This is a genomic window from Prevotella sp. kh1p2, assembly GCF_900111525.1.
Classification (GTDB): Bacteria; Bacteroidota; Bacteroidia; order Bacteroidales; family Bacteroidaceae; genus Prevotella.
This window is the reverse complement of sequence record NZ_FOHY01000005.1, coordinates 38,115-64,840: the sequence shown is the minus strand read 5'-3', so window position 1 is coordinate 64,840 and position 26,726 is coordinate 38,115. Positions and strand designations below refer to the sequence as shown.

Annotated in this window: 21 protein-coding genes and 1 tRNA gene; 8 read left to right on the top strand and 14 right to left on the bottom strand. The window is 55.1% G+C overall.

Annotation, left to right across the window (positions count from 1 at the left end):
* Window positions 1-129: 129 nt before the first annotated feature.
* Window positions 130-1,443 (bottom strand): ATP-binding protein, encoded by a 1,314-nt coding sequence (locus BMW31_RS04400; protein WP_091821609.1) that lies wholly within the window; start codon window positions 1,441-1,443, stop codon window positions 130-132.
* Between the two features lie 243 nt (window positions 1,444-1,686).
* Here BMW31_RS04400 and BMW31_RS04395 point away from each other — a divergent pair, with 243 nt between their 5' ends.
* From BMW31_RS04395 to gpmI, 4 genes are all read left to right on the top strand, one after another.
* Window positions 1,687-2,100 carry an Hsp20/alpha crystallin family protein gene (locus BMW31_RS04395; protein WP_091821606.1) on the top strand — a complete coding sequence of 138 codons (414 nt, stop codon included), beginning with the start codon at window positions 1,687-1,689 and terminating at the stop codon, window positions 2,098-2,100.
* Between the two features lie 353 nt (window positions 2,101-2,453).
* On the top strand, window positions 2,454-2,909 hold the full coding sequence (locus tag BMW31_RS04390) for an energy transducer TonB (protein WP_091821604.1): 456 nt from the start codon (window positions 2,454-2,456) through the stop codon (window positions 2,907-2,909).
* A gap of 94 nt (window positions 2,910-3,003) precedes the next feature.
* On the top strand, window positions 3,004-3,462 hold the full coding sequence (locus tag BMW31_RS04385; protein WP_091821601.1) for an energy transducer TonB: 459 nt from the start codon (window positions 3,004-3,006) through the stop codon (window positions 3,460-3,462).
* A 108-nt stretch (window positions 3,463-3,570) separates the two neighbouring features.
* Window positions 3,571-5,088 (top strand): 2,3-bisphosphoglycerate-independent phosphoglycerate mutase, encoded by a 1,518-nt coding sequence (gpmI, locus tag BMW31_RS04380; protein WP_091821598.1) that lies wholly within the window; start codon window positions 3,571-3,573, stop codon window positions 5,086-5,088.
* 332 nt (window positions 5,089-5,420) lie between these two features.
* Here the strand turns inward: gpmI and BMW31_RS04375 are convergent, their stop codons facing one another.
* Window positions 5,421-7,544 (bottom strand): carboxypeptidase-like regulatory domain-containing protein, encoded by a 2,124-nt coding sequence (locus BMW31_RS04375; protein ID WP_091821595.1) that lies wholly within the window; start codon window positions 7,542-7,544, stop codon window positions 5,421-5,423.
* A gap of 191 nt (window positions 7,545-7,735) precedes the next feature.
* Here BMW31_RS04375 and ung point away from each other — a divergent pair, with 191 nt between their 5' ends.
* Window positions 7,736-8,401: a uracil-DNA glycosylase gene (ung, locus tag BMW31_RS04370; protein WP_091821593.1), complete on the top strand. Its 666-nt coding sequence runs from the start codon at window positions 7,736-7,738 to the stop codon at window positions 8,399-8,401.
* Window positions 8,402-9,065: 664 nt separating this feature from the next.
* Window positions 9,066-9,671 (top strand): DUF3109 family protein, encoded by a 606-nt coding sequence (locus BMW31_RS04365; RefSeq protein ID WP_091821590.1) that lies wholly within the window; start codon window positions 9,066-9,068, stop codon window positions 9,669-9,671.
* A 699-nt stretch (window positions 9,672-10,370) separates the two neighbouring features.
* Here the strand turns inward: BMW31_RS04365 and BMW31_RS04360 are convergent.
* From BMW31_RS04360 to gyrB, 4 genes are all read right to left on the bottom strand, one after another.
* Complete coding sequence (locus BMW31_RS04360; protein WP_091821587.1) at window positions 10,371-11,249, bottom strand: AraC family transcriptional regulator; 879 nt, start codon at window positions 11,247-11,249, stop codon at window positions 10,371-10,373.
* A gap of 70 nt (window positions 11,250-11,319) precedes the next feature.
* A complete protein-coding gene (locus tag BMW31_RS04355; RefSeq protein ID WP_091821584.1) occupies window positions 11,320-12,243 on the bottom strand; it encodes an alpha-L-rhamnosidase N-terminal domain-containing protein in 924 nt (307 codons plus the stop codon).
* Window positions 12,240-14,648 (bottom strand): glycoside hydrolase family 95 protein, encoded by a 2,409-nt coding sequence (locus BMW31_RS04350; RefSeq protein ID WP_091821581.1) that lies wholly within the window; start codon window positions 14,646-14,648, stop codon window positions 12,240-12,242. The genes BMW31_RS04355 and BMW31_RS04350 overlap by 4 nt, the downstream gene beginning before the upstream one ends.
* A gap of 61 nt (window positions 14,649-14,709) precedes the next feature.
* Window positions 14,710-16,680, bottom strand: coding sequence for a DNA topoisomerase (ATP-hydrolyzing) subunit B (gene gyrB / locus BMW31_RS04345; RefSeq protein ID WP_091821578.1), 1,971 nt, complete (start codon window positions 16,678-16,680; stop codon window positions 14,710-14,712).
* 128 nt (window positions 16,681-16,808) lie between these two features.
* Here gyrB and BMW31_RS04340 point away from each other — a divergent pair, with 128 nt between their 5' ends.
* On the top strand, window positions 16,809-17,495 hold the full coding sequence (locus BMW31_RS04340) for a hypothetical protein (RefSeq protein WP_091821576.1): 687 nt from the start codon (window positions 16,809-16,811) through the stop codon (window positions 17,493-17,495).
* Between the two features lie 72 nt (window positions 17,496-17,567).
* On the opposite strand, the gene rpsT is transcribed toward BMW31_RS04340, so the two are convergent.
* A complete protein-coding gene (gene rpsT / locus BMW31_RS04335) occupies window positions 17,568-17,822 on the bottom strand; it encodes a 30S ribosomal protein S20 (protein ID WP_091821573.1) in 255 nt (84 codons plus the stop codon).
* A gap of 26 nt (window positions 17,823-17,848) precedes the next feature.
* Window positions 17,849-17,923 (bottom strand) — tRNA-Glu (locus BMW31_RS04330).
* Between the two features lie 129 nt (window positions 17,924-18,052).
* Between BMW31_RS04330 and recO the strand changes: the two genes are divergently transcribed.
* Window positions 18,053-18,778 (top strand): DNA repair protein RecO, encoded by a 726-nt coding sequence (gene recO / locus BMW31_RS04325; protein WP_091821570.1) that lies wholly within the window; start codon window positions 18,053-18,055, stop codon window positions 18,776-18,778.
* 1,265 nt (window positions 18,779-20,043) lie between these two features.
* Here recO and BMW31_RS04320 read toward each other — a convergent pair.
* The 6 genes from BMW31_RS04320 to murG are packed head-to-tail and all read right to left on the bottom strand — an operon-like array spanning window position 20,044 to window position 26,633.
* The gene (locus tag BMW31_RS04320) at window positions 20,044-20,493 is read right to left on the bottom strand and encodes a GatB/YqeY domain-containing protein (protein ID WP_091821568.1); all 450 of its coding nucleotides are present in this window, start codon (window positions 20,491-20,493) and stop codon (window positions 20,044-20,046) included.
* Window positions 20,494-20,511: 18 nt separating this feature from the next.
* Window positions 20,512-21,846, bottom strand: a complete 1,335-nt coding sequence (ftsZ, locus tag BMW31_RS04315) for a cell division protein FtsZ (RefSeq protein WP_091821565.1) — start codon at window positions 21,844-21,846, stop codon at window positions 20,512-20,514.
* Window positions 21,847-21,886: 40 nt separating this feature from the next.
* On the bottom strand, window positions 21,887-23,335 hold the full coding sequence (gene ftsA / locus BMW31_RS04310) for a cell division protein FtsA (RefSeq protein WP_091821562.1): 1,449 nt from the start codon (window positions 23,333-23,335) through the stop codon (window positions 21,887-21,889).
* Between the two features lie 17 nt (window positions 23,336-23,352).
* Window positions 23,353-24,147, bottom strand: coding sequence for a cell division protein FtsQ/DivIB (locus tag BMW31_RS04305; RefSeq protein ID WP_091821559.1), 795 nt, complete (start codon window positions 24,145-24,147; stop codon window positions 23,353-23,355).
* A 1-nt stretch (window position 24,148) separates the two neighbouring features.
* Window positions 24,149-25,525 (bottom strand): UDP-N-acetylmuramate--L-alanine ligase, encoded by a 1,377-nt coding sequence (gene murC / locus BMW31_RS04300; protein WP_091821556.1) that lies wholly within the window; start codon window positions 25,523-25,525, stop codon window positions 24,149-24,151.
* Window positions 25,506-26,633 (bottom strand): undecaprenyldiphospho-muramoylpentapeptide beta-N-acetylglucosaminyltransferase, encoded by a 1,128-nt coding sequence (murG, locus tag BMW31_RS04295; RefSeq protein ID WP_091821553.1) that lies wholly within the window; start codon window positions 26,631-26,633, stop codon window positions 25,506-25,508. The genes murC and murG overlap by 20 nt, the downstream gene beginning before the upstream one ends.
* Window positions 26,634-26,726 lie beyond the last annotated feature (93 nt).

The window sequence follows — 26,726 nt, the reverse complement described above, 5'->3', positions numbered from 1 at the left end:
CCCTCCTAACCTCCCCTTTCCAAGGGGAGGATACCCTGGCGCCCATACGCTCCTTACAAGTTGATAAACTGCAATCAATAAGCGGCAAGACAAACCGGTGTCTTTGCCCAGCAGTATATGTTTCGGCGCTTAGAGCGGAGCCTTCGGCCTGATGCCTTCTATGTCTATCTTCTTGCTCAGGCGGCTTTTGGTAGAGCGCACGGCCTGCTCCGAGCAGCAGAAAGAGCGCGCCTTCTGCGCGTCGGTCTTGCCGTTGCGCTCCATGATGCAGAAGAATGTCTCCTTTGGTGTGAGCGCATAGTCGGGGTTGTCGATAAGATAGGCCAGCTCGCGGTCTATGGTCTTCATCACCTCCGTTACGGCTTTCTGCTCCTGCTTGCCGTACTGGCTGATGTTGTCCTCCGTCAGGATGGCGTACAACACGTCTACTCCGAGTTTTGTTTCGGCAATTGACGAGGCCATCTCGTCGCCCTGCAGCTGTGCCGGCAGCTGTTGGCTGAGCTGTTGCACCTCGCGCGTCTTGGCGTCTATCTGCCGCTTCATCTCGCCTATGGTGGCGTCCTTGCGGCTCAGCCAGCCCAGGGTGTCGGCCTTGATGGCCGCCACGCGCGTGCGGTAACGGCGGTACAAGGCCTGCGTGCGGCGGTAGTACCAGAGCGTGAGGGCGAAGATGACGAGCAGCAAGGCGATGATGGCGATGCTGAAGTAGAGCTTCTCTTCGGCCTGCCGGCGCAGGATAACCTGCTTGTCGTACTCGGCCTGCATGCGCAGTTGCATGCGGTGGGCCTTCTCCTGCTGGGCAATATTACTCAAAAGGCTGGCCTGCTGGGGCTTGTTCTGCCGCGTGTAGATGGTGGAAAGCAGCGAGATGGCATTGCCGAGGGCCGACGAATCCTGCGCCATCATGGCCGCGCGGTAGGCGTGGTGCTCGGCTTCGGGCAGCGAATCGTGCAGCAGTTCGTAGTATGCAATGTTCTTCAGGATGACCGACTTCTGCCCTTGGTCGGCCTGGGTAAAGAACTCTGCCGCCCGCAGGTTCACTCTCCAGGCGCTGTCGTTGAGGCCCATATTATATAAGGTGTTGGCCTGGTTGATGTACACATCTACCATGTACTCCGGCTTGCCGTAACGGCGGGCGTAGCTGAGGGCGCGCTCCATGTAGCCCAGAGCCTTGCTGTTGGCGCCCGTGTTCTCAAGTATCCAGCCCGTGTATTGGCATATCTGGTACTGCGTCTTGGCGTTGTCGAGGCGTGGGAGCAGCTTTTCGGCCTGCCGCAGCTGCACGAGCGCCGAGACAAGGTCGCCGCCGTCGATGTAGTGCAGGGCACTGTCAACGTAGGCTTGTGCCGCCTCTTCCGGGCTTCCGGCTCCGGAGCGGCCGCCCGTTCCGCACCCGACAAGGGCTGCAAGGGCGACAAACAGCAGTATGGTTGTCCTTTTCATGTCCTTGCAAAGATAGCTGAAAATATTGATATCATCAAGCTTTCGGCCCCTTTCTTCTCGTTTCCCAGCTTGTTGAATGACGCCTGCGGGCTGACATCCTGGCATCTTTTTGTGTCATATTGACAAAAATCTGCGTTGGTATGTTTATTGCATAAGGGTATGTGAACACGTAAGAGTTCAAGATAAATGATAAAGATAAACCATTAACTTTTAAAATAGGAGGATTTAATTATGTTACCAGTAATGCACAACAGTTCTTGGTTACCGGATGTATTCGAGGACTTCTTTAATACAGGTTTTATGCCTCGTGCCAACGCAACGGCTCCAGCCATCAACGTGGTAGAACGTGACAAGGAGTACACTATTGAGCTCGCAGCCCCCGGTTTGCGTAAGGAAGACTTCTCTGTAAACATTAATGACGAGGGTAACCTCAACATCAAGATGGAGCAGAAGAATGAAAAGAAGGAGGAAGACAAGAAAGCTCACTACCTTCGCCGTGAGTTCAACTACAGCAAGTTCGAGCAAACACTCATCTTGCCCGATGATGTTCAGAAGGACAAAATCAAGGCTCGCGTAGACAACGGCGTGCTTTATGTCGACCTGCCGAAGATGGAGGAGTCCAAAACCAAGGTCCAGCGCCAGATTGAGATCATATAAAATCACGTATAGGTATTAGTTTCCAAGCCCCGCATGCTGTAAAGTGTGCGGGGCTTTTTGGTGCCAGCAGGCCTGCCGTTGGTGGTGCTTGCAGCAGCTTGTAATTGTGGTGGAGGCTCTCGTTTGTTGTGTCAAAAACAGTTGAATGGATATTTTATTGCGCTGATAATCAGTTGGTTTATGCCTTTGAGTGTGTCAATGGTCATTCAGGTATTGCAGAATGGCGGGCCAGACTGTATCTTTGCAGTATCCAAACTCAAATCTGCAAGGCGCAACTTGGAGGCCTGCAGTACCGGTCATGCTGTGAGTCAGCCGGTTGCGCCTTGATTTACGGACATTCAAAACCTATAGATATGAAACGATTGTTCTTCTGTTTAGTGGTGTTGCTGCTGTCAGTACAGGCAGCCGTTGCACAGAACCCGCTCCCAAAGCTGATTTGCTTTGCAACAGTGAATGACATGCCTGCTTATCCCGGAGGTATCAAGGCATTGCAGGATTTCTTGCTTGCAAACGTGAAATACCCCGACTCGTGCGTTGATGGTTGCATCCAGGGAAAGGTCGTGGTGAGCTTTATCGTAAACCCGGACAGCACATGTTCCGACTTCAAAGTTATCCAATCTGTCGACCCTTTGCTGGATGCAGAGGCCTTGCGGGTATTGAAGCTGATGCCCAAATGGAGCCCCGGACGCATCGACGGCGAGGCAGTAAGGGTGAGATTTAATATTCCCATCAACTTCAGAATTCCCCCGGAGGAAATTCAAAAAGACTCGGTGAAATCGGCAAAAACAGTCAATCACGCCCGCAAATGAATGTGTCAGGAGCGGCAGATAATATGTTTCTCGGGCCGAAGAACTATCGGCTTCGGCCTTGGAGTTTGTCAATTCTCATTTAAAACCTAAAGATATGAAACGTTTATTCTTCTGTTTAGTGGTGTTGCTGCTGTCGGTTCAGGCAGCGGTTGCACAGAACCCACGCTCGGAGCGGAAGTGTTTTGAGCCAGCGGAAATCATGCCTTCTTTTCCTGGAGGTACCAAGGCGTTGATGGATTTCATTGCTGCAAACCTGAAATACCCCGCCGAGTATGCCGAAAATTGCATCCAGGGAAGGGTAGTGGTCAGCTTTTCAGTCAATCCGGACAGTACATGTACTGACTTCAAGGTTGTCCACTCTGTCGACTCTTTGCTGGATGCTGAAGCCCTGCGAGTATTGAAGCTGATGCCCAAGTGGAACCCCGGAAGCCGGAACGGCAGGCCTGTAAAAGTGAGATATGCCGTTCCCGTTACCTTCAGACTGCTCGGGCCAACTCCTTACTCATATCCGATGAAATGGCCGAAAACTGCAAACTCCGCCAAAAGTCGATAGAAGAAACGTTGCCATTTAAAAGCTTTTATCCCTTCAGATTTTGCCAATCGGCTTATTTGTAGTAAATTTGCAGATTGAAAAAATTACTTTTTAGATATTAGTTTTATTATGGCAAAGAAAGCTCTATTGATGATTCTCGACGGTTGGGGAATCGGTAAACACGGTGAGGGTGACGTTATCTACAACACGCCTACGCCTTACCTGGACTATCTGACTGCAGTTTCAGCCCACTCGCAGCTGCAGGCTTCGGGCGAAGATGTGGGCCTGCCCGACGGTCAGATGGGCAATTCGGAGGTGGGACACCTCAACATCGGCGCCGGCCGCATTGTGTATCAGGACCTCGTAAAGATAAACCGCGCCTGCAAGGACGGCTCCATCATGAAGAATCCCGAAATCGTTTCGGCCTACAGCTACGCCCGTCAGACGGGCAAGAAGCTCCACTTGATGGGCCTGACCAGCAACGGCGGCGTGCACTCTTCACTCGATCACCTCTTTAAATTCGTTGAGATTTCAAAAGAATATGGTCTCAAGAACACCTTCGTTCACTGCTTCATGGACGGCCGCGACACCGACCCAAAGAGCGGCGCAGGCTTCATCAAGGAGCTGGAAGCAGTGTGCCGGCAGAACGATGCCCACATAGCAAGCATCGTGGGTCGCTTCTACGCCATGGACAGAGATAAGCGTTGGAACCGTGTAAAGGAGGCTTACGACCTCTTGGTAGAAGCTAAAGGCAAGCAAACTACCGACATGGTGAAGGCTGTAGAGGAGAGTTATGCCGACGGAGTGACAGATGAATTCATCAAACCCATCAACAACTCGACCGTTGACGGCACGATACAGGAAGGCGATGTGGTTATTTTCTTCAACTTCAGGAACGACCGCGCCAAGGAACTTACTACCGTGCTGACCCAGCAGGACATGCCCGACGAGGGCATGCACACCATCAAGGGCCTGCAATTCTACAGTATGACGCCCTACGATGCCAACTTTACAGACGTGCATGTGCTGTTCCCCAAGGAGAACGTGGAGGACACCTTGGGCGAATACCTCTCTAAACTCGGCAAGAAACAGCTGCACACCGCCGAGACCGAAAAGTACGCTCACGTTACCTTCTTCTTCAATGGAGGGCGCGAGGAGCCCTACGACGGGGAGGACAGAATTCTCGTTCCGTCGCCCAAAGTGGCCACTTACGACCTCAAGCCCGAGATGAGCGCCTACGAAGTTAAGGACAAGTTGGTAGCTGCCATCAATGCTCAGAAGTACGACTTCATCGTAGTCAACTTTGCAAATGGTGACATGGTGGGCCACACGGGCGTCTATCACGCCATCGCGAAGGCCGTTTGGGCGGTGGATCATTGCGTACACGACGTGATTGAAGCTGCCAAGGCAAACGATTACGAGGCCATTGTCATAGCCGACCACGGCAATGCCGACAATGCCATTAACCCCGACGGCACGCCCAACACGGCCCACTCGCTCAACCCGGTGCCGTTTATCTACGTGACCGATAACAACTCGGCAACCGTTAAGAACGGCCGTCTGGCCGACGTGGCACCGTCTATTCTGCACATCATGGGCCTGGAGCAGCCGGCCGATATGACGGGTGAGAACCTGATTACCGATTAATCCCTCCCTCTATAAGAGCGCCCTATATGCCGCAAATTGGCGGCGTATAGGACGTTTTTGTTTGCTTTCGGGCCTCGCGCAGCAGCCCTTTCCGGGGTGCGGAGATTTGCAGCAAGAGAGCCGTTGTTTCCCTCTTGCCCAGTGCAATCTATCCCCTCGTACAGTCATTTGCAGCCCCCGGCATTTCTGGAGCTATCGTTCAAGCCTGTTGAACGGCATCTTCAAGCCTCTTGACCGATACCTTCAGGAGCCTTGAAGCATAGCTTCGCCAACCTGCCCGGATAGAGGCTGTTTGCCTGCATGCCAAGAGCAGGCGTACAGGAGCTTCGGTCTTACCGTTTTGTTTGTGTGCTGCTCACCCTCCCATCCTTATAAACGGTGTCGGTAAAAACCCATTCCTGGAGGTTCATTTTGGCCGATTTCATCGTTGGAATGATATCTTTTTTGCGCCCGCCTGTGAGCCCCAAAGGGCGGTACATCACTCCTTTGCTTTCTGTTTTCTCCGTACCAGGCTTAAAGCTGCGGGTCTTCATTACCAACGCTCCATTGATGGCACCACCAACATCAGCTCTTTTTGCAGCTTCAACCGCGCTAAGATATTCGATGGATTCCATATCGTTCATGTCCATATAGAGCACTTGGTTAACAGAAATGGGTGTTCCGTCGAGGAGAATTTTAATGGACTGGTTGGCTTGTAATGTCGAAGCCCTACGATTGTTGAGAACATAGCCTACTTGTTCGCTGCCTGTCAAGTACATGTATTTAAAGAAGTATTCGACTACATGCTTGAAATCAATCAGGTTGTGTGATTGTATATCAGCGTGGGTAAGCAGCGTTGACTTGTAGAAGAGCTTCTCCTCCTGGTCGTACATGCGGCGTTTGGCGGTTACGCGAACCTCCGGCAGTCTGTTTACACCGTGCAAGCCGGGCCTGTTGAGCTGCGCTTCGTCGCCTCCGTAGGCTTCAGATGCAAGGTCAGATTGCTGCCGGGCGAGCGGCGGCGGGGCGTCTTCCGTCATCTCATAGCGGCAGTAGTAGGCCTTTCCTTTTTTGTCGTAAGCCTGCAGATAGAACTCCTCGCCGTCGTTGTAATCATCAACCGGGATGCGAAAATTGCCCATTTCATCGGTCTGTGAAGTGAAAACGGCGTTGTTGCTCTTCTGGTAGGCCATGACCGAACCGTTCCTTACGGGGCGCCCGCCGTCGCGGTAAGTGACCCTGCCGCTAAGGGCGAGCTGCGTTTCGGGGGCGTAGGGGAGGGTGAGTTTGCCCTCTTGGGCGGCCTTGAGGTTGATGCGGCAGAAGGTTGCCGAACAGAGCCACGCCCGCAGGTCGGCCTCGCTGTCCTCGCCGGGGCGGCCGTAATTCTTCGGGAAAGGTGCCGGCGAAGCCACGTCGGTTTGCAGTATGAGCGCCGGAACGGCCTGCGGCAGGCTGGCGGTAGTGTCGCTTATGGCTCGGCGGAATGTGCAAAGAACGCCGGCGGGGTTGCCGTCCGCCACGCCGACAGCTGTTTGCTGACCTTGCCGGAACCCAACTCTCTGGAAGCTCTCCGATACAATTTCGCCCATTTCATCGGTCAGAATGAGCGATGCGAGCCCGTCTCCCAGCCCCGTGACATCAATCTTTCCGCCGTTGCGTTTTAGGTTGATACGCTGCAATCCCAACTGTCGGTGGTATAGGTAAAGGGCATATTTCGGCGGTAGTTGCGGGTGAACGTAGTACGAGAGGATGTTGCCTTTGAGCGCACTCTGCACTACCGGCACAGTGTTTGGAGCCGGAACGGGAAACGTCTCCTTTCCGTTCTCCGTTTCCACCTTTATATAATAGGCCTCTCCCGGTTCCGGCGTAAAGGCCGCCAGCTGCCAACCCGAGGCGGTGGTGGTGCCACTTGCCAGCTCTCGTTGCCTGCTGTCGGTAACCGAAAAACTGCCCCGGAGCGGACGGTCGCTGCCGTCGGTCAGTCTGATGGCTATGCTCTGGCGCAGTCCACCCACCATATGGCCGCCCTCAGGGTATAGGTAACAGCGCACGCCACGGCTCACAGCAGGCTGCCGACTGTCATCATTACCGATGCGGAGGGTGAGCAGCGGGAAGGTTTCGGGGGGGTAGTTGCGCATCAGCCGTGTGTAGGCACGCAGCCGATACGTGCCCTGCGGCCAGACTGTCAGCGGCTGGAATGCGGAGTGAAAACGGCCGCTGGGCTCGCAGCGCAGCTTCTGCTGCAGGCAGAGAGAGTCCTGGCTATTGATGAGTTCCACGTAAACGTAGCGGCTGTAAGGGCCGCCGAGCGTGTCGGTAGCCATGAGGATGCCGTCTATCCGCACGCTGTCGGTGGCCGTGCAGGCCGTGCGGTCGGTGCACAGAAATATCCGTTCGCCGGGCAGAGTCTGACCGGCGGCGGTCTTGATGGACAGGAGCAGAAGCAGGGCAAGCGTCCTGAAGGTTGTTTTCATGTGTGTGTCGGTTTCGGTATCTGATGGTTCGGGCTGCCCCGCGGCAGTACAAATGCAAATATAAAAAATAGTGTTGAATGTTCCAAGCCGCGTTACCAAAAATCTCGCCGGCAGTCAGAAATCCGCCTGCTTTTTTGCTTTTCTGCCCTTAAATGCCTATTTTTGCGGTACAAACCATAACGAGCACGAATATGAATGTAGACATCGAAGCCTCCTGGAAGCAGCACATCGGGGCCGAATTTGACAAGCAATACTTCGTTAACCTCACCAACTACGTGCGCGAGGAGTATCTTCACCACCCCTGTTATCCGCCAGGCAAGCTGATTTTCAACGCCTTCAACCTCTGTCCCTTCGACCGTGTAAAGGTCGTCATCATCGGCCAAGACCCCTATCACGAGCCCGGTCAGGCCATGGGACTCAGCTTCTCTGTACCGCAGGGTGTGCCGATGCCGCCCTCGCTCATTAACATTTTCAAGGAGATAGAGATGGATCTGGGCACGCCGATGCCGGCCAACGGCGACCTCACCCGCTGGGCCCGGCAAGGCGTACTGCTGCTTAATGCCACGCTCACGGTGCGGGCCCACATGGCCAACAGCCACCAGAAGCTGGGCTGGGACAGGTTTACGGATGCCGCCATCAAGGCCTTGAGCGCCGAGCGGGAGCACCTTGTGTTCATGCTCTGGGGCGGTTATGCGCGCTCAAAGAAGTACCTCATCGACCAGCAGAAGCACCTCGTGCTCGAGAGCGTGCACCCTTCGCCCTTGTCGGCCAACCGTGGCGGCTGGTTCGGCAACCACCAGTTCTCCCGCTGCAACGCCTATCTGGAGTCGCAGGGCCTGGCGCCCGTGGCGTGGTGAGTAGTGGGTAGGGGAGTGTGTTGGCATGCAACGGGGTAGCAGCTTTCCTCTTTTTTACCGGCCGGACATGACCTCGAAGAGGTCTACTTGTTATGTAACCGCATGCCGGGGAGGCCGCACTGCGGCCGAGTTGGCTTGCGGTAAGGATGTATATAGTATCTCGTCTCTGTAGGAGACGCCTTTACTTGACATGCAGTTAGCAGCGGTTTAGGGCGACCCCGCTGGGGTCGAGGGTAATGTGGAGTGGCTTATCCGCAAGCCGACTCGGCCGCTTCGCGGCCTCCCAGGCATGCGGTTACATGAGAGTTCGACCTCTCCGAGGTCGGTCTTTGGCAGTTTTCAGCGGTCTTTGTCCGCTCATATGGCAGCCATCTCCTGCTCTCCCTCTATTAACTTCGACCTTTCCGAGGTCGTTTCCAGTGCGGTTAGGCCGGTAAAAGATTATATCTTCAGGAACTTTTGACACGTGTCGAATTCATGTGCGACAATTGTCGAATTCATGTGCGACAAGTGTCGAAAGTTCGTGGAGCATAGCTTTGACACTTTTGAAGGCGGTGTGAAGGCACCGGAAAGGCAGGGAGTTGTTTTACGAAAGTACGGTGGCAGTTTCCTTTGTGCATTAAAGGCGTTTTTGTACCTTTGCACCCACAACTTACAACTGCGTATGAGCAAAATGAACCTCCATATCCTGCAGGTGGGCAACGTACTGGTTTCGCCCGATATATTTACCGAGAAATTCTGCTGCGACCTTGATATTTGCAAGGGTGCCTGCTGTGTGGAAGGCGACGCGGGAGCACCGGTTAGCCTCGATGAAATCGGCCAAATTGAAGCCTCGCTCGATACGGTGTGGCCCGATTTGTCGGCCTCGGCGCAGGCTGTAATCGACAAGCAGGGCGTGGCCTACACCGATGCGGAGGGTGAACTGGTAACCAGTATCGTGAACGGAAAAGACTGCGTGTTTACCTGCTACGACAAAGGAACGTGCCTCTGCGCGCTGGAGAAGGCCTGCAGAGCCGGACGGTCGCGGTTCATGAAGCCCATTTCGTGTGCGCTCTATCCCGTTCGCGAGAAGCGTTTCGACGGAGACCTCGTCGGCATTAACTATCACCGGTGGGCTATTTGCAGCTGTGCAGTCCGTAAAGGTGAGCAGCTCGACCTGCCGCTTTACCGTTTCTTGGAAGGGCCGCTCGTGCGACGGTTTGGCCGGGAGTGGTACAACGAGCTCTGTGCTGTGGCCGAAGAGCTGAAAAAAGGCGGTTTCATCGAGTGATTTCCTCCTACATTTTACTCATCCCCTCCTCCGCCTCCCCTTTCCAAGGGGAGGTTACCGGTTTGCTTAGTTGCTTGTTATTACACACTCGTTGCTACTCACAACCCACCTTGCTTCAGCTTCAAAATTACTCTGTTACTCTGTCTTCAATAATCTGAAGCTAACCGGCAGGAAACCTGCAGCAGCGTTTCCTCCCCTTAGAAAGGGGAGGTTAGGAGGGGATGATTTTTCCCTCAATTTTGCTATTTGCTGCTATCAGGTCATCTCCTCCTCCGCCTCCCCTTTCTAAGGGGAGGTTACCGGTTTGCTTAGTTGCTTGTTATTACACACTCGTTGCTACTCACAACCCACCTTGCTTCAGCTTCAAAATTACTCTGTTACTCTGTCTTCAATAATCTGAAGCTAACCGGCAGGAAACCTGCAGCAGCGTTTCCTCCCCTTAGAAAGGGGAGGTTAGGAGGGGATGATTTTTCCCTCAATTTTGCTATTTGCTGCTATCAGGTCATCCCCTCCTCCGCCTCCCCTTTCCAAGGGGAGGTTACCGGTTAGCTTTGCAGCCATTTCTTGGGGTATATTGTCAAATCATCAGCTACTATGCAGCAACGTTTCCTCCCCTTGGAAAGGGGAGGTTAGGAGGGGATGATAAATCAGCACGATGGGTAATTAAGGGCTAATGAAAAAGCAAAAGGTATGTTACGGCTACGACCTTCGGTACTCCGTAGGCGATTGGCCCACATGTTCCTTGAAGTATTTGCCGAGGAAACTCTGGTTGGGAAAGTGCATTTCGTCGGCTATCTGCTTGATGCTGTTGGTCGAATTCTTGAGCAGCACGCGCAGTTCCATTACCACATAGTTGTCTATCCACTCGTTGGGGGTGCGCTGACTCACCTGCTTGATGGTTTCTGACAGGTACTTGGGCGTGAGCCCGAGCTGCAAAGCGTACCAGCCAACACGGCGTTCATGGCGGAAATTAAGCTCCAAGAGCTTGATGAAATCGTAGAATATCTTCTCGCTGCGGGGCTGCTTTCGGTAGTCGGCATGCTGTATGCGGTAGATGGTGTTGCCCAGGTCGTAAATCATGGTGGTGATGACGGAGCGCACCACATCGCGCCTGAAGTGGTGGTCGTAGTCGTCGATTTTGGCCTTGAGCATGAAGAAATATTCCTTAAAAGTGGCCATTTCATCGGGGCGAAGCTGCGAAATGGGGTGGTAGCGGGCAAAGAGAAAGAGCGTTGATATTTCGTGTACGTCTTTCACTATTTCGCTGAAAAAGCCCGGAGAGATGAGGAACCCCATGCCGCTAAAGTCGGGGCTGAACATGTAATCGGACAAAACCTGACCGTGACTGATGAGGATGACGTCGTTGGGACTGATGACGTGTTGTGCCGTATCGACGGAGTAGTTGGCCCTGCCACGCAGGCACAGAGCCACGAAGATGCACTGCATGCGGCGCGCTTCGGTGGGAAAGGGCAGTCCGGCAATCTCCGGAATAAGCAGCATGTCGTTATCTAAGCTGCTGCCGGGATGTTTCTCCTTGACCAACTCAATGGTTATGGGTTCTAATAATTTGTCTGTCATGTGCTCTCTTTTCTGCAAATATACGCTTTTTAGATGAAAGGAGAGCCGTTTTAACCGAATTTTTGAACAATCAGTACAGGTAGCTGCGGTGCCATGTGCTGGCCTGCTGCAAGGCTTCCACCTGTTGTATCTGCTCGCGGCGGAACCAGCTGTCGCCGCAGACGAGCACCTTACGGCTGTAGGAAGCGGTGAAGCGGCGGTAGGCCTGCTCGTCCATGCGTCCGCTGCAGATGTACTCCAAGCCGCCTATGTGGATGTGCTCGCCGGGGTGGGCATCGCGCAGGGTTATGCGAACGGTGCCCTTGAAGCCTTCGCCAAAGTCGAACCATAGGCTGTCGTGCTCAACATCGAAGTATTTGGGCGGCCTGATGTTGGTCGTTTTTTCTTCTGTATAAAAGGAGTGTACATGTAGGGCTGCGGGAGCGGTTGCGGCCTTTGTGCTGACGGCTCCGAGCCAGCAGGCCGGGTCGAAGTCGTTGGCGTTCCAGTAGTCGTTGCTGAGCGTGGCGTCAAAAAGCTCGCCTCCGCCCGGCAGCAGCTGTCCGCCGGAGTGGCGGCAGAGCCAGTCGGCATTGCTGTAATGGGCAAAGGGGGTGCCGCTGATGTATTGTCCGCTGAAGACGACCGAAACCTGCCGCGTTTCCGGATGCGGGAAGGCGGGCGAATACCACACGGCTATGGTGTTGCTGTCGGTGCGCAGGTAGCGCGTAACGTTGTAGCTCGCGGCAGTGGCTTGGGCCGTGTTGGCGCCGTACTGCTGCAGTACGGGACTGCTGCCTACCTCAATCTCGTTGATGTAGAGCTTGTAGAGGCCCGTTGTAGTGATGGTAATGGAGCCCCGCAGCGGCTTTGAAGGCGCCGTGTAGGTATGGCGGAACCATACCTGCGAGGTGGAGTCTGGCTGCGGATGGCTTATCCAGTGCGTGCCGAACTCCTGCGCCGAGAGGCTGAGCAACTGCAGGACAAGCAGCAGGAAGGTGAACGCATGCTTCATCTGAGTGTCTTGCTGTGGCCTTTCTTGAGTTTGACGGTGCGCTCGGTGCCGTTGTACACTAATGTTACCTTGCCGCTCACGGTGGGCAGGAGTGTAACTTCGGTTACGCGGCCGGCCGCCCATCGCATGCTCACCTCGTAGCCGCCGCGGGCGCGCAGACCGCTTACGGAACCGCTCTGCCATGCCGAGGGCAGCGCCGGAAGCAGCTCGATGCGGCCGTCTGCACTCTGTATAAGCATTTCGCACACACCGGCAGTGCCGCCGAAGTTGCCGTCTATCTGGAACGGAGGATGCGCGTCGAACAGATTAGGATAGGTTCCACCCGACCGACGGCGGTCTTCGCCCGTGTATTTGTCGGGCGTCACGTAGGTCAAAAGTTTCTGGAAGAGGTGGTAGGCCTGCTTGGCATCGTGCAGGCGGGCCCACAGGTTGATGCGCCACCCAGTGCTCCAGCCGGTCGTCATGTCGCCCTTTATCTCGAGCGAGCGGCGAGCCGCAGCTGCCAGTTCGGGCGTTTTGTCTATGGATATATGGTGACCGGGGTAGAGACCGATGAGGTGCGACTGGTGCCGATGCTTGAAATCCCAGTCGTCCCAGTCGTAATACCACTCGTTGATGTCGCCCATGTGGCCGATGGTGTAGGGATGGAGGCAGGCCAGGGTGTTGTCGAGGCGGAGCACGTAGGCTTCGTCCTCGTTCGCAATACCGGTGCCGGAACGCCTCTGCTGCATCAGCTTGGGGTTGAGAGCGATGATGGCGTTGCAGGTGTTTGATAGCAGTTCGCGGATGATGGCGAGGTCGGCAGTGCCGCCGTAGCAGGTAGTGCCGTGGTATCCTTGGGGCGTTTTGTACTCGTTCTCGGGCGATGTGCTGGGGGCGGTGATGAGTTCTCCCGGTTTTTTCGGGTTCTCCACGAGCCATTCCATCATGAAGTCGGCGGCTCCCTTCATGAGCGGCAGGGCCGTTGAGCGTAGGAAATCCTTGTCCTGCGTGAACTGGTAGTGCTCCCAGAGCGTGCTCAGCAGCCAGGCTCCTCCCATGTTCCAGTTGGCCCATTCGGGGCTCTCGTTGCCCTCGCCAACGGGATTCGTCATGGCCCAAATATCGGAGTTATGGCTCGAGCACCATCCTTTGCTGATGCCGTAATAATGTTGTGCGGTGTGCTTACCGGTGATGGAGAGGGCGCGGATGAAGTCTTCCAGCGGCTTGCTCATCTCCGGCAGGTTGGCCACTTCGGCCGGCCAGTAGTTCTCCTCCAGGTTGATGTTTACCGTGTAGTTGCTGCGCCAGGGTGCGCGGACATACGGATTCCAGAGTCCCTGCAGGTTGGCAGGCACGCCGGGAGTGCGGGATGACGAGATGAGCAGGTAGCGGCCGTACTGGAAGTAGAGCGTTTCGAGGTACGGGTTGTGGCCACCTTGGTCGGTGTAGTCCTTGAGCTGCCGGGTGGTAGTGCGCGTATCATCTGCCTGACTGCCGTCAAGATTGAGGCTGAGCCGGCCGAAGAGTGCGCGGTAATCGGCTATGTGGCGGCTGCGGAAGTCGGAGTAAGCGTAGTTGATGAGGTGCCACGCCTCGTCCATAGCCGTCTCTATGTAAGGCGCTCCTTCGCGAACGGGGTGCTTGTCGAAGCCGTTGAAGCTCGTCTCGTTGACAATGTAGACCGTTGCTTCGGTTACATCGCGGAGACAGAGGCTGCTGTCGGCTACGGTGACTGCGCCGTCGCGCGAGCTGACTTTGAGCACCGTGCAGAAGTGGATGCTCTCTTCAGGGTCGCCTACGGCATTGCCCGTGAGGATGATTTGCCCCTTGGAGACTTTCGACTTGTGCGGAAGCAGCGAGGTGAGGGCTATCTTGCAGTTGAGCATTTGCGGCTTGGAGGCCGACAGGTGGATGGCGATGAGCTTGTCGGGATGCGAGGCCAGGTACTCCCTGCGGTAGGTTACGTCGCCCCGTCGGTAGCTGATTTTGCAGATGGCGCTGTCCAGGTCCAGCTCTCTACGGTAGTTCTGCACCGGCTCCTTGCTGCCCAGATGGGTCAGATAGAGCAGGCCCAAGGGCTGGTAATACTCCGAGTTGTGGCCCTGAACATAGAGCTGGAGCGAGTCGGCGGCCCGGTAATCCTCGCGGAAGAGGGCTTCGCGGATTTCGGGAATGCGCTTCCAAGCCTCTCCCCCCTCATCTCTGTTGACGGGAGAGCCGGTCCACAGCGTGATGTCATTTAGGCAGAGCGAGTCGGTCTCGGTACCTCCGTAAACCATGGCGCCCAACTTTCCGTTGCCTATAGGCAGCGCTTCTTCAAAGTAAGTGGCCGGTTTGTCGTACCAGAGGCGCAGCGGCAGCGTTTGAGCCGATGCCGTGTGGCCGCCAAGAAGCGAAAGAAACAGCAGGTAAAACTTGTTCATGTTGGAAGGAATAAATAAAAAGGGCGGACATGATTGTGTCCGCCCAAGATATTAGGAATTGTTAAGCATCGATGTTGGCATAGGTTGCGTTCTGCTCGATAAACTCGCGGCGGGGTTCCACGTCATCGCCCATGAGCATGGAGAATATCTCGTCGGCATCGGCTGCATTTTCTATTGTGACTTGCTTGAGCAGCCGGGTTTTGGGGTCCATGGTGGTTTCCCAGAGCTGTTCGGGGTTCATTTCGCCCAAACCTTTGTAGCGTTGGGTGTGCAGCTGCTTGTCATCATCGTTGCCGTCCAGATACTTGTCGATGAATGCCTGCCGCTGTTGCTCGGTGTAGCAGTACTCACTTACCTTCTTGTAGGAGCACTTGTAGAGCGGTGGAGTGGCAATGTAGAGGTGCCCCTCTTCGATAACTTTTGGCATGAAGCGGTAGAACAGCGTCATAATCAGGGTGTCAATGTGTGAGCCATCGACGTCGGCATCGGTCATGATGATAATCTTGTCGTAGCGCAACTTGTCGATGTTGGCCTCGCGGTCGTCCTCACCGTCTACGCCGAAGCGCACGCCGATGGACTGGATGATGTTCATCACCGACTCTGCCTCGAACACCCTGTGCCACTGCACCTTCTCCACATTGAGTATCTTACCGCGCAACGGCAGGATGGCCTGTGTGTAGCGGTCGCGTCCCTGCTTGGCAGAACCGCCGGCAGAGTCGCCCTCTACGAGGAAGATTTCGCAGTCCTTGGGGTCCTTGTTGGAGCAGTCGGCCAGCTTGCCGGGCAGTCCGCCGCCGCTCATCACGCTCTTGCGCTGTACGCTCTCGCGTGCTTTGCGGGCTGCAATACGTGCAGTGGCGGCCAAAACAACCTTCTCGCATATCTTCTTAGCTTCTGCCGGATGCTCCTCCAGATAGTAGGTGAGCGCCTCGCCCACGGCCTGCTGCACGGCTCCTGCTACTTCGCTGTTGCCCAGCTTGGTCTTTGTCTGGCCCTCGAACTGCGGTTCGGCCACCTTGATGGATATCACGGCGGTGAGTCCCTCGCGGAAGTCTTCGCCTGCAATCTCTATCTTGGCCTTCTCAATCTGCTTGGATATAACGGGGTCGGCATCGGCATAAGACTTCAGCACACGGGTGAGTGCGGCGCGGAAGCCCGTGAGGTGGGTGCCGCCTTCTATGGTGTTGATGTTGTTGACGTAAGAATGAATGTTCTCGGAGTAGTCGGTATTGTACATGATAGCTACCTCGATGGGCACGCCCTGCTTCTCGGTCTTGAGGTAGATAACGTCGTCGAAGAGGTGGTTACGGTGGCGGTCAACATAGCGAACGAACTCCTTGAGCCCGTCCTTGGCATGGAACACCTCCTGCCGGGTTTTGCCCTCGGCGTCCGAACGCAGGTCGGTGAGCGTTATCTTGATGCCTGCATTGAGGTAGGCCAGCTCACGCATGCGGCGTGCCACAATGTCCCACTGGAACGTGGTGGTAGTAAAAACGGTGGCATCGGGCCAGAACTGCTGCCGCGTACCGCGCTTGTCGGTAGTTCCCACCACCTTGACAGCATACAGGGGCTTGCCCTTTTCGTATTCCTGTTGATAGATTTTGCCGTCGCGGAACACCTGAGACGTCATGTGCGAGGACAGTGCGTTCACGCAGCTTACGCCCACTCCGTGCAGTCCTCCAGACACTTTGTAAGAACCCTTGTCGAACTTTCCTCCGGCGTGGAGCACCGTCATCACGACTTCCAGAGCCGACTTGTGCAGCTTCTTGTGCTCATCAACGGGAATACCACGGCCGTCATCCTCTACTGTTACCGAGTTGTCGGGGTTGATAGTTACCTCGATGTTGTGGCAAAAACCTGCCATGGCCTCGTCGATAGAGTTGTCGACGGTCTCGTTTATCAGGTGGTGCAATCCCTTTTCGCTGATGTCGCCAATGTACATAGCCGGGCGTTTGCGCACGGCTTCAAGCCCTTCCAGGACCTGGATGTTACTGGCCGAGTAATTATTCTCAATGTTCTGATTTTCTGCCATTTGCTTTTTTCAAAATGATTAGTATGCAAAGTTACTAAAAAATCGCCATTCGTCGAAACTTTTAGGTGCTAAAAATGCCAAAAAGCGGCCTGCTTTACGGCTTGTTTTTACTACCTTTGCAGGTAGATATGAATTTTCCGGCCGTTTGCATAACCATCTTTCTCTTTGTGCGGTTCGCCCTCCCGGTGAAAGGGGCAGCTGCTTTCGGCGTAACCGACTTCGGCTACAGCCGTACCGAAGGCGCCGCCTCGTTCGATGCCCAGGTAGATTTTCCCGTCGAGGGCAGTGCCGCCGTGATGCGTTCCGTACGCGAGTGGATATGCGGAGTGCTGGAGATTGAATCGCCGGGAGCGATGGATGGCATGCTCTTCAAGGACCTGCTGAAGCGCAGTGCGATGCAGTTCCTGACCCAGACCGACCGCGGCAGCCGCAAGGTAGAGATAACCTGGAGCTTTGAAGACCCCCAGTGTGTAACCTTCCAGTCCGTCATTACCGACCGTGACTCGGTGACATGGATAAGCGAAGACTGCGCTTCGTTCAGCAAGAAGGACGGCCACCGCATCACTGCAGCCGAGATTTTCAGCTGCAGCGAGGCGCAAGTCAAGCAGCTGATGTGGCAGTTCCGCGCCGACCTGCCTATGGAGGCAGCCGGCCCCGGAGAGCTGTATGTGGGCAACGCGGGCTTCATCGACGGCTGGATAGTGGTGATAGGCCCGGCCCGCAACCACTCCGGAGCGGCCTACAAGATACGCTACCAGGCGGCCGAACCTTGGCTGCAGGCTCACGGCAAGGGTGGGGGATACTACCACGACTAACCCCCGCAAACGCTTAAAGGCCGTCATCCTTGCGGATAACGGCCTTCAGTATGCGATGCAAAAGAGGCTATATTAGCCCAGCTTGCTGATATGCAGACACAGACTTGACTTCAAGTTTGCGGCCTTGTTCTTGTGAATGATGTTGGTCTTAGCCAACTTATCCAACATTTTCTGTACGGCGGGGTACAGCTTTACTGCCTCGTCCTTGTCAGTAGTTGCGCGGAGCTTGCGAACTGCATTACGCATTGTCTTGGCGTAGTACTTGTTATGCAGAGTCCGGGTCTTGGTCTGACGGATTCTCTTAAGTGCTGATTTGTGATTTGCCATCTCTGTTTTATACTTTTATTTCATTATGGTAGTCCCTAGCAGAGTCGAACTGCTCTTTAGAGAATGAAAATCTCTCGTCCTAACCGATAGACGAAGGGACCGTCGTCTCGAATTGCGGGTGCAAAGTTATAGGTTTTTATCCGAATGGCCAAATATTATGAATAAAATTTTCCGTGTGTGCTTCTTTTTTCGTATTTTTGCTTGGTTTTAAACTCCAAACACAACGAGCCATGCTGATACGGACAAACGCCATCGTGCTCAGGTCGCTCAAATACAGCGACTCGCAGGTCATAGTCGACATGCTGACCGAGCAGTCGGGGCGCGTCTCCTTTATCTGCCGGCTGGCCAAAACCGCCAAGGGAAAGCTCAAGAAGCAGCTCTTCCAGCCCCTTACCATTCTCGAGATAACCTACGACAGCCGCCCCCGCGTAACCCTGCAGCGCATTACCGACGCGTGCATCCGCCAGCCCTTCGGCTCCATACCGTTCCATCCTTACAAGCTAACCATATCGCTCTTCATCGCCGAATTCCTGCTTTACAGCACGCGCGACGAACAGCAGGACCTGCCCCTCTACCAGTACGTGGAGAGCAGTGTGCGCTGGCTCGACGCCACGGTGCGCAGTTTTGCCAACTTCCACCTTGTGTTCATGATGCGGCTCTCGCGCTTCATCGGCTTCTTTCCCAATCTGGAAGACTATCGGAGCGGCGATTTCTTCGACCTGCGCAACGGCATTTTCTCCACGCTTCCGCCTCTGCATCCCGACTATCTCAGCCCGCAGGAGTCGGCCAAGATAGGGTTGCTCATGCGCATGAACTACGAGTCGATGCACCTCTTCGTCATGACGCGCGCCGAGCGCAACCGCTGCACCGAGCTCATCCTCGACTACTATCGCCTCCACGTGCCCGGCTTTCCCGAGCTGAAGTCGCTCCCCGTGCTGCGCGAACTTTTTGAGTAGCGGGCCGGCTTGTTTACAATGTTTTTCCCGGAGCTATGCTTCGGGCTCGTTGAATGATACGTTCAAGGGGGCTGAAGATGCCATTCGGGGGGCTTGAATGATACCTTTTGCAGTTTTCCTTGTAAGTAATTGACTATCAAATACTTGTATTTAGGATTGGCGGAGGGCGCTTTTTGTGATATTCTTTTCTTTTTTCCGCTCTTTCATAAGAGCGGATAATGTGTGTTTTTTGTATTCGTTGTGTTGACAGAATGTTATCAATCCTGCCGTTCATCATCCCCTCCTCCGCCTCCCCTTTCCAAGGGGAGGATACCAGTTTGTCTTTTTGCTATATTTATAAAAGTAGGTAATTGGTGTCTGCTTGTGGGCGCCAGCGTATCCTCCCCTTAGAAAGGGGAGGTTAGGAGGGGATGATTTTGCAAGCTGCAGGCAGCTCATTCACAATTTATCATTCACAATTCACAATTTGGGAGGGGATGATTTTGCAGGCTGCAGGCAGCTAATTCACAATTCATCATTCACAATTCACAATTTGGGAGGGGATGATTTTGCAGGCCGCAGGCAGCTAATTCACAATTCATCATTCACAATTCACAATTTGGACGAGGATGATTTCTATTGCAGGGGGTGTAGGTTTTGATGGAAACTCTTTGCCAATTTGGCCTTAATACATAGGCTGTTACTGAGACTTTAGAAACAAACTGGCGGCGCGGCAGCGCATTTTCAGCAGCTAAATCACGACCTCGGAGAGGTCGTACATTCATGTAACCGCATGACAGAGAGGACGCGTAGCGGACGACTTGTCATGCGGATATAGGCCTACACAGATTGTTCGACCCCAGCGGGGTCGCCCTGCATCGTGCCTGATGGCATGCAGTGTAAGGGCGTCTCCTCCGGAGACGGGCCGCTATCAGCAGCATATCCGCATGCCAACTCGGTCGCTACGCGGCCTCCTCGGCATGCGGTTACCTGACAAGTCGACCTCTCCGAGGTCATCCACAGCTATATAAGGATAGCGGTAAAAGGCTAAATTGGCATTCTGGAGCTTACATCGACCGGCAGAAAATCGACTTTAGAGGGTCTGTATGCAGTAGCATGAAAGCAGCAGGCGGGCAGCTGACATATACAAAAGAGAACACTTTCAGCAAACAAGAGGTTGAATTACGGACGAACAGCCGTTATAAACCGAAATGTAGGAGATGAAAAATCCCCGGACGGAAACTATGCTGTCTCCGGCCGGGGATAGTGGTGTGGCTGTGCGGCTGCTATGAAAGCAGCTGCCTGACTATCTTGGAGATGGTGCTGCCGTCGGCCTTGCCGGCCAGCTGCTTGCTTGCCATGCCCATTACGCGCCCCATGTCTTTCATGGTTGATGCGCCGGTCTGGGCGATTATCTCCTTGACGGCTTGCTCTATTTCGGCCTCGCTGAGCGGCTTGGGCAGATATTCTTCGATGACCTGAACCTGCGCCAGCTCCTCGTTGGCCAGGTCCTGGCGGTTGGCTGCGGTGTAGGTGGCAGCGGTCTCCTTGCCCTGTTTGGCCAGTTTCTGCAGTATCTTCAGGGCGGCGGCATCTTCCAGGGTGTCGTTTGCTCCGGGTGCTGTCTTGGCCTCGATGAACACCTTCTTGATGTTGCGCAGCGTCTCCAGGCGCACTTTGTCGCGTGCCTTCATGGCCGCCTTGATGTCTTCGCTGATGGTTTCAAATAGTGACATGTTGGTTTCTCCTATATTTTATGCAAAGCTGATGACGCCCTGCACGGGTTCATTCTTGTCCTTCTCGTCGTCTCCTGCTTCGCCCGAAGCCTGCTTGCGTATTTCCTCCAGCATCTGCCGGGTGCGCTTGTAGGTGGGCGTGTTCTCAACAGCCAGGATTACGTCCTCGTTGTCAAGGTCTTCGGGGCGGAAGAGGAAGATGTGCGGGCGGCGCTTGTACTGCGTGTTGTTGGAGTCTTTGCCGTAGTAGCGGTTGCGGCGGTCCTGCCTTTCGGCGGCCTTCTCTTCCTCCTGAGCAATGCGGTCGGCCTCCTCCTGGGTGTGCTTCTTGCCCAGGTGACTGTTCATTCCGTCGACGTCTTCGATACCGAAGCCGGTGGCGAGGATGGTTACCTTGACCTTCTTGTCGAGCTCCGGGTCGATGGCGATGCCCCATTTGATTTCGAAATCGCTGCCGAACTTGGCCATGAAGTCGTTCACATCGTTCATCTCGTCCATCATGAGGCCGGTGTTCTCCTGGTTCTTCTTCTCGCTGGCAAAGGCGATGCTGAGCAGTATCTTCTTGGAGTTGTAGATGTCGTTGTCGTTGAGCAGCGGCGAGTTCAGTGCGTCCTCGATGGCTTTCTTCACACGGCCTTCGCCCTCGCCGTAGCCGGTGCTCATGATGGCTACGCCCCCGTCTTTGAGCACGGTCTTAACATCATTGAAGTCGAGGTTGATGAGTCCGTGGGTTGTTATGATTTCGGCAATGCTCTTGGCGGCAATGCTGAGGGTGTCGTCGGCCTTGGCAAAGGCGTTGAGAACGGAGAGTTCGGGGTATATCTCGCGCAGCCTTTCGTTGTTGATAACGAGGAGCGCGTCGACGTGTTTGGCCATTTCCTCGACGCCGTCGAGTGCCTGGTCAATCTTCTTGTCGCCCTCGAAGCGGAAGGGAATGGTGACAATGCCCACGGTGAGGATGCCCAGTTCCTTGCTCACGCGGGCTATCACGGGGGCTGCTCCGGTGCCGGTGCCGCCGCCCATGCCTGCGGTGATGAAGGCCATCTTGGTTCCGTCGGCCAGCATGTCGTGTATGTCGCCTATCGTGTCCTCTGCAGCTTGGCGGGCGCGGGCGGGCTTGTTGCCGGCTCCCAGTCCCTCCTTGCCGAGCTGCAGGTGCACGGGCACAGGGCTGTCGTCGAGTGCCTGCTTGTCGGTATTGCAGAGCACGAAGCTCACATCGTGTATGCCTTCGCGGTACATGTGGTTCACGGCGTTGCCGCCGCCACCGCCAACTCCTATGACCTTGATGATGCTGTCTTCCTTCTCGGGCTCACCGAAGTCGAGTATTGTAGGTTTATTGCTGTCTGCCATAATCTGTAGTGTTTATTGTCTTGTTGGATGTACGGTTTTGTTATTCTTCGGAGATGACGTCCTTGCCGAACTTCTTGAGCACGCCCCATGCCTTGTGCCACACGCTGTTCTCGCGTTTTTCGCGGGCTATGCGCTCTTCCTCCTCGGCTTCTGCCCTGCGGCGGGCTTCCTCTTCTTCGAGTCTGCGGCGGCGTTCCTCCTCTTCGGCCTTCTGTTTCTCGGCCTCTGTGAGCACCACTCCGCTGCCGGCGGTCTCCGTAATGGTGCGCGGCTTCTGGTGGATGTCGGTCAGCGGGGCTGCCGGTTTCTGCGTTCCGGCCTCAAAGAGGTCGTTGGTAATCTCGCTGCCGGCGCAGTTCATGTCGCCCTTGATGAGCAGTCCGAGGATTGTATTCATGGTTCCGTCGTGCGAGGTGATGTCAGCATGGTTTGAATTGACCGGTTCAGAGACGAACTTCGCCGTCCGTATCTTGCCTATATGCGTGCGGTTGGTGAATGCGCGCTCAATGTTCTTGAGGTTGGAGCCGCCGCCCGTGAGGATGATTCCACCCAAGAGCTTGTCGCTGTACTCGTTGGGAACCTGCGCGCAGACGTTCTCCACAATCTCTTCTACTCGTGCTTCGACGATGTCGATGAACTTTCTGCTCTCCACGTTGCGGTCCTGGTCGATGGGATAAGTGAGTGTATTGTCGATGTCGTCGTTAGGAGTAAAGGCGCTGGCGTACTTGAGTTTCATCTCTTCGGCACGCGCCTCGTCCACTTGCAGAGAGGCAATGTCCTTGGTAATGTTGTTGCTTCCGAGCGGTATCACGCTGAGATGGCGCAGTATGTTCTTGAAGTAGACGGACACGGTGGTGGTGTCGGCGCCCAAATCTACGAGCATGCAGCCGCCGCGCTTCTCGGTTTCGGTGAGCACGCTGTCGGCCAGTGCCAGCGGTGCAATGTACAGGTCGGCTATGGCCAGGCCTGCCGTTTCGAGGCATTTGTTGAGGTTACGGTAGTAAGCTTTGCGCCAGAGAATGTTCAGGAAGTTGCCTTCCAGCCTGTTGCACTGTATGCCCACGGGGTCGAGCTGGTACTGGTTGTCGACCTTGTACTCCTGAATGGTGGCGTCGAGTATCTCCTGTTCGGGGTACGTCATGTTGCGGTTGGCGTCCATCAGCTCGTTAATCATGGTCTGGGTAACGATGGTGTCGGCCGGCAGATCTTTCACAATGACGTTCTTCACACTGCGGATAGACTGGCCGCCAACGCCCACATAGACGTGTGCAATCTTGGTTTTAAGGGCTGTTTCCAACTTCTTGACGATGCTGGTTAGGCTGACTACGGTCTTGTCAATATTGTAGACCACACCCTTGCGTATGTATTGGGTGGAATCCTCCTTTGCAACAGCCAGGATGGTAATGCTGCCGTCGAGGTTCTTCTTACCTGCTACGCCGGTTATCTTCGACGATCCCAGTTCAATAGCTACTATAAATTCCTTTGCCATACGTTATTATTTCATTATCAATTCAAACTTCTTTTCTTGCATATAATCTGGTTGTCGAACTCCAGATTGATGTAGGAGTACTTGTTCCAGCCGGCTTGCGAGAGGCCGTACTTATAGAATTTCTCCAGCCGGTCCATCTTGTTTTGGGTGAATTGGGCTATGAGTTTGCTGCGTTCTGCCTTGTTTCTGCTCTCCGGCATGGTGCCTATGTTCACGATGTGGTTGCCTACCCGGGGAATGAGTTCCACGCTTCGGTCGGGCAGAATGTTCACTTGTTCTATCTGATTGCGCCACAGGTTGCTTGCCATGAGCGTGGAGGCGAGCACCGACACATAGTTTTCGGCGAACCACTTGTTGATGTTTCCGGTCGCTATGATTAAGTCGGAGGTGTAGTGCGAGTTAGGCATAATCTGGTTGTTGTCGTCTATGTAGTAGTCGTCTCCGTTGCTTGCTTTAATCCGAACGATGGGAGTGCGCTGCGTGAGGGTGATGTGCACGTGGCCGTCCTGCGTCTTGTAGCACTCTGCGGTCTTCACGAAGGGGCTCCTGCGCAGCGTCTCCTCGATAGCTCGCGAGCTGACATAGCCCATCGGTTTGCCCAGCGGATAGAGCTTGCTGCGTTCCAGGCGCGCCTTTATCTCGCGCGTATTGATGAAGCCGTTGGTGGTTTCGTCCTGGATGTCGATGCTCACCTTGGTGCATATACGGGCCGTATCATCGGGTTTGTTGAACGCGGTGAGGCCGGCTATCACGTAGGCTCCGAGCACTACATCAAGCATTACGGTTACGGTTTTTCGCCAGTTGATGTGCATTTTACTTGCTTTCCAGAATCTTGGTTATCTGCGGCACGTAGTTGTCAAGGTCGCCCGCGCCCAGCACGATGAGCACGTCGAAGTCGCGGCTCTTTACCAGTTGGGGCACGTCTTCCTTGTGGATGAGGCTCCGCTCCACACCTGGCTTCAGGTTGTCGTATATGAGCCGGCTCGTTACGCCCGGTATGGGAGCCTCGCGGGCGGGGTAGATGTCGCAGAGGATTACCTCGTCGAGCTGGCTCAACGCATCGGCAAAGTCCTTGTAGAAGTCGCGGGTGCGGGTGTAGAGATGCGGCTGGAAGATGGCCGTAATCCTGCGGTTGCGGTACAGCTCGCGGATACTGCGGGCGCTCTGGTATATCTCCTTGGGGTGGTGAGCATAGTCGGAGAGGAACACCAGCTTATCGGTCTTTATCTTGAAGTCGAACCGGCGCTCCACGCCATGGTAGGTCGACATGCCGTACCTGAGTTCCTCGGCCGTGCAGCCGCTCAGCTGCGCCATGGCCATGGCAGCCACGCTGTTCTCTATGTTGATGGGAACGGGCTGGCCGAGTTCCACGCCCGTGACATTGCCCAGGGGCGAGATGAAGTCGAAACTGATTTCTCCGTCCTCTATCCTGATGTTCTCCGCGTGGAAGTCTCCATCGTCTCGGCTGTATTCGTACACCTTTACGCCCTGCTGTACGTGCTGCTTCATCTCCAGCCCCTTGTGCAGGATGAGGGCGCCGCCGGGCTGAATGAGCTCCGTGTAGTGGCGGAAACTCTCCAGGTAAGCCTCCTTGGTGCCGTAGATGTCGAGGTGATCGGGGTCGGTGGCGGTGATGACCGTCATCCACGGGCGCAGCCAGTGGAAGGAGCGGTCGAACTCGTCGGCCTCAATGACCACGTAGTCGCTCGCGTCGCTCAGTATGTAGTTGGTGCCGTAGTTCTTGGAGATGCCGCCCAGAAAGGCGTTGCAGTCCACGTGGCTTTGGTGCAGGATGTGGGCACACATGGCAGAGGTGGTGGTCTTGCCGTGGGTTCCCGCCACGCACAAACCCTTGTGCGAGCGCGTCAGAGTGCCCAGAACCTGGGCACGTTTCTCTATCTCGAAGCCGCCTGACCGGAAGTAGAGCAGCTCCTTGTGTTCGGCCGGCACGGCCGGCGTATAGATGACGAGGCACGACCGGGGGTCGCGACAGGCGTGGGGAATCTCGTCCACGTTCTCCTCGTAATGCAGTATCATGCCTTCTTTTTCCAGCTGGCGGGTCAGTGCGGTTGGTGTCTTGTCGTAACCTGCCACTACGAAGCCTTTGTGTATGAAGTAACGGGCGAGCGCGCTCATCCCGATGCCTCCGGCTCCTACAAAGTAGACTGATTTAATGTCTTTGAGTTCCATTGTTCTGTGCTAATTTGATAACTTCGTCGGCAATGATTTCTGCCGAATTCTGAAATCCGAGCTTTTTGATGTTTTCGCTTAAAGAAGCGAGCTTGGCGTCGTTGGTCACCGTGTCCAGCGCCCGTTGCAACAGCACGGCCGGGGCCTCGCTGTCTTTTACGTAGATGGCGGCATCCTTGTCAACCAGTGCCATGGCGTTCTTGGTCTGGTGGTCTTCGGCCACGTTGGGACTGGGCACCAGGATGACGGGCTTACCGATGAGGCAGAACTCCGAGATGCTGCTGGCGCCGGCGCGGCTGATAACCAGGTCGGCGGCGCGATAGGCCGCTCCCATGTCGCTGATGAAGTCGAGAACCTTCAGGTTGGTCAGCGGGGCGCGTTCGGCCAGCTGCCTGTTAACGGCCTCGTTGTAGTATTTGCCGGTTTGCCAGATGAACTGCACCGGACTGGCGGCTATGGTGTCCAGGTGCTGCAGCATGCTCTCGTTGATGGTTCCGGCGCCCAGGCTGCCGCCTACGAGCAGTATCGTCTTCTGCTCCGGGTCCAGATCGAAGAGCCTGCGGGCCTCCTGCGGGCTCACGGTGGCGTTGAGTACGTTCTGGCGCACGGGGTTTCCGGTCATTACGATTTTATCGGCCGGGAAGAAGCGCTCCATGCCCTGATAGGCCACGCAGATTTTGTCGGCCTTCTTGGCCAGCAGCTTGTTGGTTACGCCGGCGTAGGAGTTCTGTTCCTGGATGAGGCAGGGAATGCCCTTGGCGGCGCACACGTTGAGCGTTGGGCCGCTGGCATAGCCGCCTACGCCCACGGCTGCCATAGGCCTGAACTGGGCCACTATGCGGCGCGCCATGCGCTGGCTCTTCCATACCTTGAACAGTACGGCCACGTTGCGCAGCAGGTGCTTGCGGTCGAAACCGCTGATGGGCAGCCCCTTGATTTCATATCCGGCGGCGGGCACGCGCTGCATTTCCATGCGCCCCAGTGCCCCCACGAACAGTATCTTGGCATCAGGACGCCGCGCCTTGATGGCGTTGGCAATGGATATGGCCGGAAAGATGTGGCCTCCCGTGCCGCCTCCGCTGATGATGATTCTCAAGTCGTTCTCCATTTCTTATACCTTTTATCTGGGCAAAAGTAATCAAAATTTTTCTTATTCGGTAACTTTTTGCGCTTTTTATTGGTTTGCTTTTCAAAAGCCCGG

Bases quoted from the DNA above. Each gene is read 5' to 3' on its own strand.
- ftsZ (WP_091821565.1), bottom strand. From the start codon at position 21,846: ATGGCAGACAGCAATAAACCTACAATACTCGACTTCGGTGAGCCCGAG.
- BMW31_RS04365 (WP_091821590.1), top strand. From the start codon at position 9,066: ATGAGCAAAATGAACCTCCATATCCTGCAGGTGGGCAACGTACTGGTT.
- BMW31_RS04385 (WP_091821601.1), top strand. From the start codon at position 3,004: ATGAAACGTTTATTCTTCTGTTTAGTGGTGTTGCTGCTGTCGGTTCAG.
- rpsT (WP_091821573.1), bottom strand. From the start codon at position 17,822: ATGGCAAATCACAAATCAGCACTTAAGAGAATCCGTCAGACCAAGACC.
- murG (WP_091821553.1), bottom strand. From the start codon at position 26,633: ATGGAGAACGACTTGAGAATCATCATCAGCGGAGGCGGCACGGGAGGC.
- BMW31_RS04400 (WP_091821609.1), bottom strand. From the start codon at position 1,443: ATGAAAAGGACAACCATACTGCTGTTTGTCGCCCTTGCAGCCCTTGTC.
- BMW31_RS04395 (WP_091821606.1), top strand. From the start codon at position 1,687: ATGCACAACAGTTCTTGGTTACCGGATGTATTCGAGGACTTCTTTAAT.
- BMW31_RS04350 (WP_091821581.1), bottom strand. From the start codon at position 14,648: ATGAACAAGTTTTACCTGCTGTTTCTTTCGCTTCTTGGCGGCCACACG.
- BMW31_RS04390 (WP_091821604.1), top strand. From the start codon at position 2,454: ATGAAACGATTGTTCTTCTGTTTAGTGGTGTTGCTGCTGTCAGTACAG.
- murC (WP_091821556.1), bottom strand. From the start codon at position 25,525: ATGGAACTCAAAGACATTAAATCAGTCTACTTTGTAGGAGCCGGAGGC.
- BMW31_RS04320 (WP_091821568.1), bottom strand. From the start codon at position 20,493: ATGTCACTATTTGAAACCATCAGCGAAGACATCAAGGCGGCCATGAAG.
- BMW31_RS04305 (WP_091821559.1), bottom strand. From the start codon at position 24,147: ATGCACATCAACTGGCGAAAAACCGTAACCGTAATGCTTGATGTAGTG.
- recO (WP_091821570.1), top strand. From the start codon at position 18,053: ATGCTGATACGGACAAACGCCATCGTGCTCAGGTCGCTCAAATACAGC.
- gyrB (WP_091821578.1), bottom strand. From the start codon at position 16,680: ATGGCAGAAAATCAGAACATTGAGAATAATTACTCGGCCAGTAACATC.
- BMW31_RS04340 (WP_091821576.1), top strand. From the start codon at position 16,809: ATGAATTTTCCGGCCGTTTGCATAACCATCTTTCTCTTTGTGCGGTTC.
- BMW31_RS04375 (WP_091821595.1), bottom strand. From the start codon at position 7,544: ATGAAAACAACCTTCAGGACGCTTGCCCTGCTTCTGCTCCTGTCCATC.
- ftsA (WP_091821562.1), bottom strand. From the start codon at position 23,335: ATGGCAAAGGAATTTATAGTAGCTATTGAACTGGGATCGTCGAAGATA.
- BMW31_RS04355 (WP_091821584.1), bottom strand. From the start codon at position 12,243: ATGAAGCATGCGTTCACCTTCCTGCTGCTTGTCCTGCAGTTGCTCAGC.
- ung (WP_091821593.1), top strand. From the start codon at position 7,736: ATGAATGTAGACATCGAAGCCTCCTGGAAGCAGCACATCGGGGCCGAA.
- gpmI (WP_091821598.1), top strand. From the start codon at position 3,571: ATGGCAAAGAAAGCTCTATTGATGATTCTCGACGGTTGGGGAATCGGT.
- BMW31_RS04360 (WP_091821587.1), bottom strand. From the start codon at position 11,249: ATGACAGACAAATTATTAGAACCCATAACCATTGAGTTGGTCAAGGAG.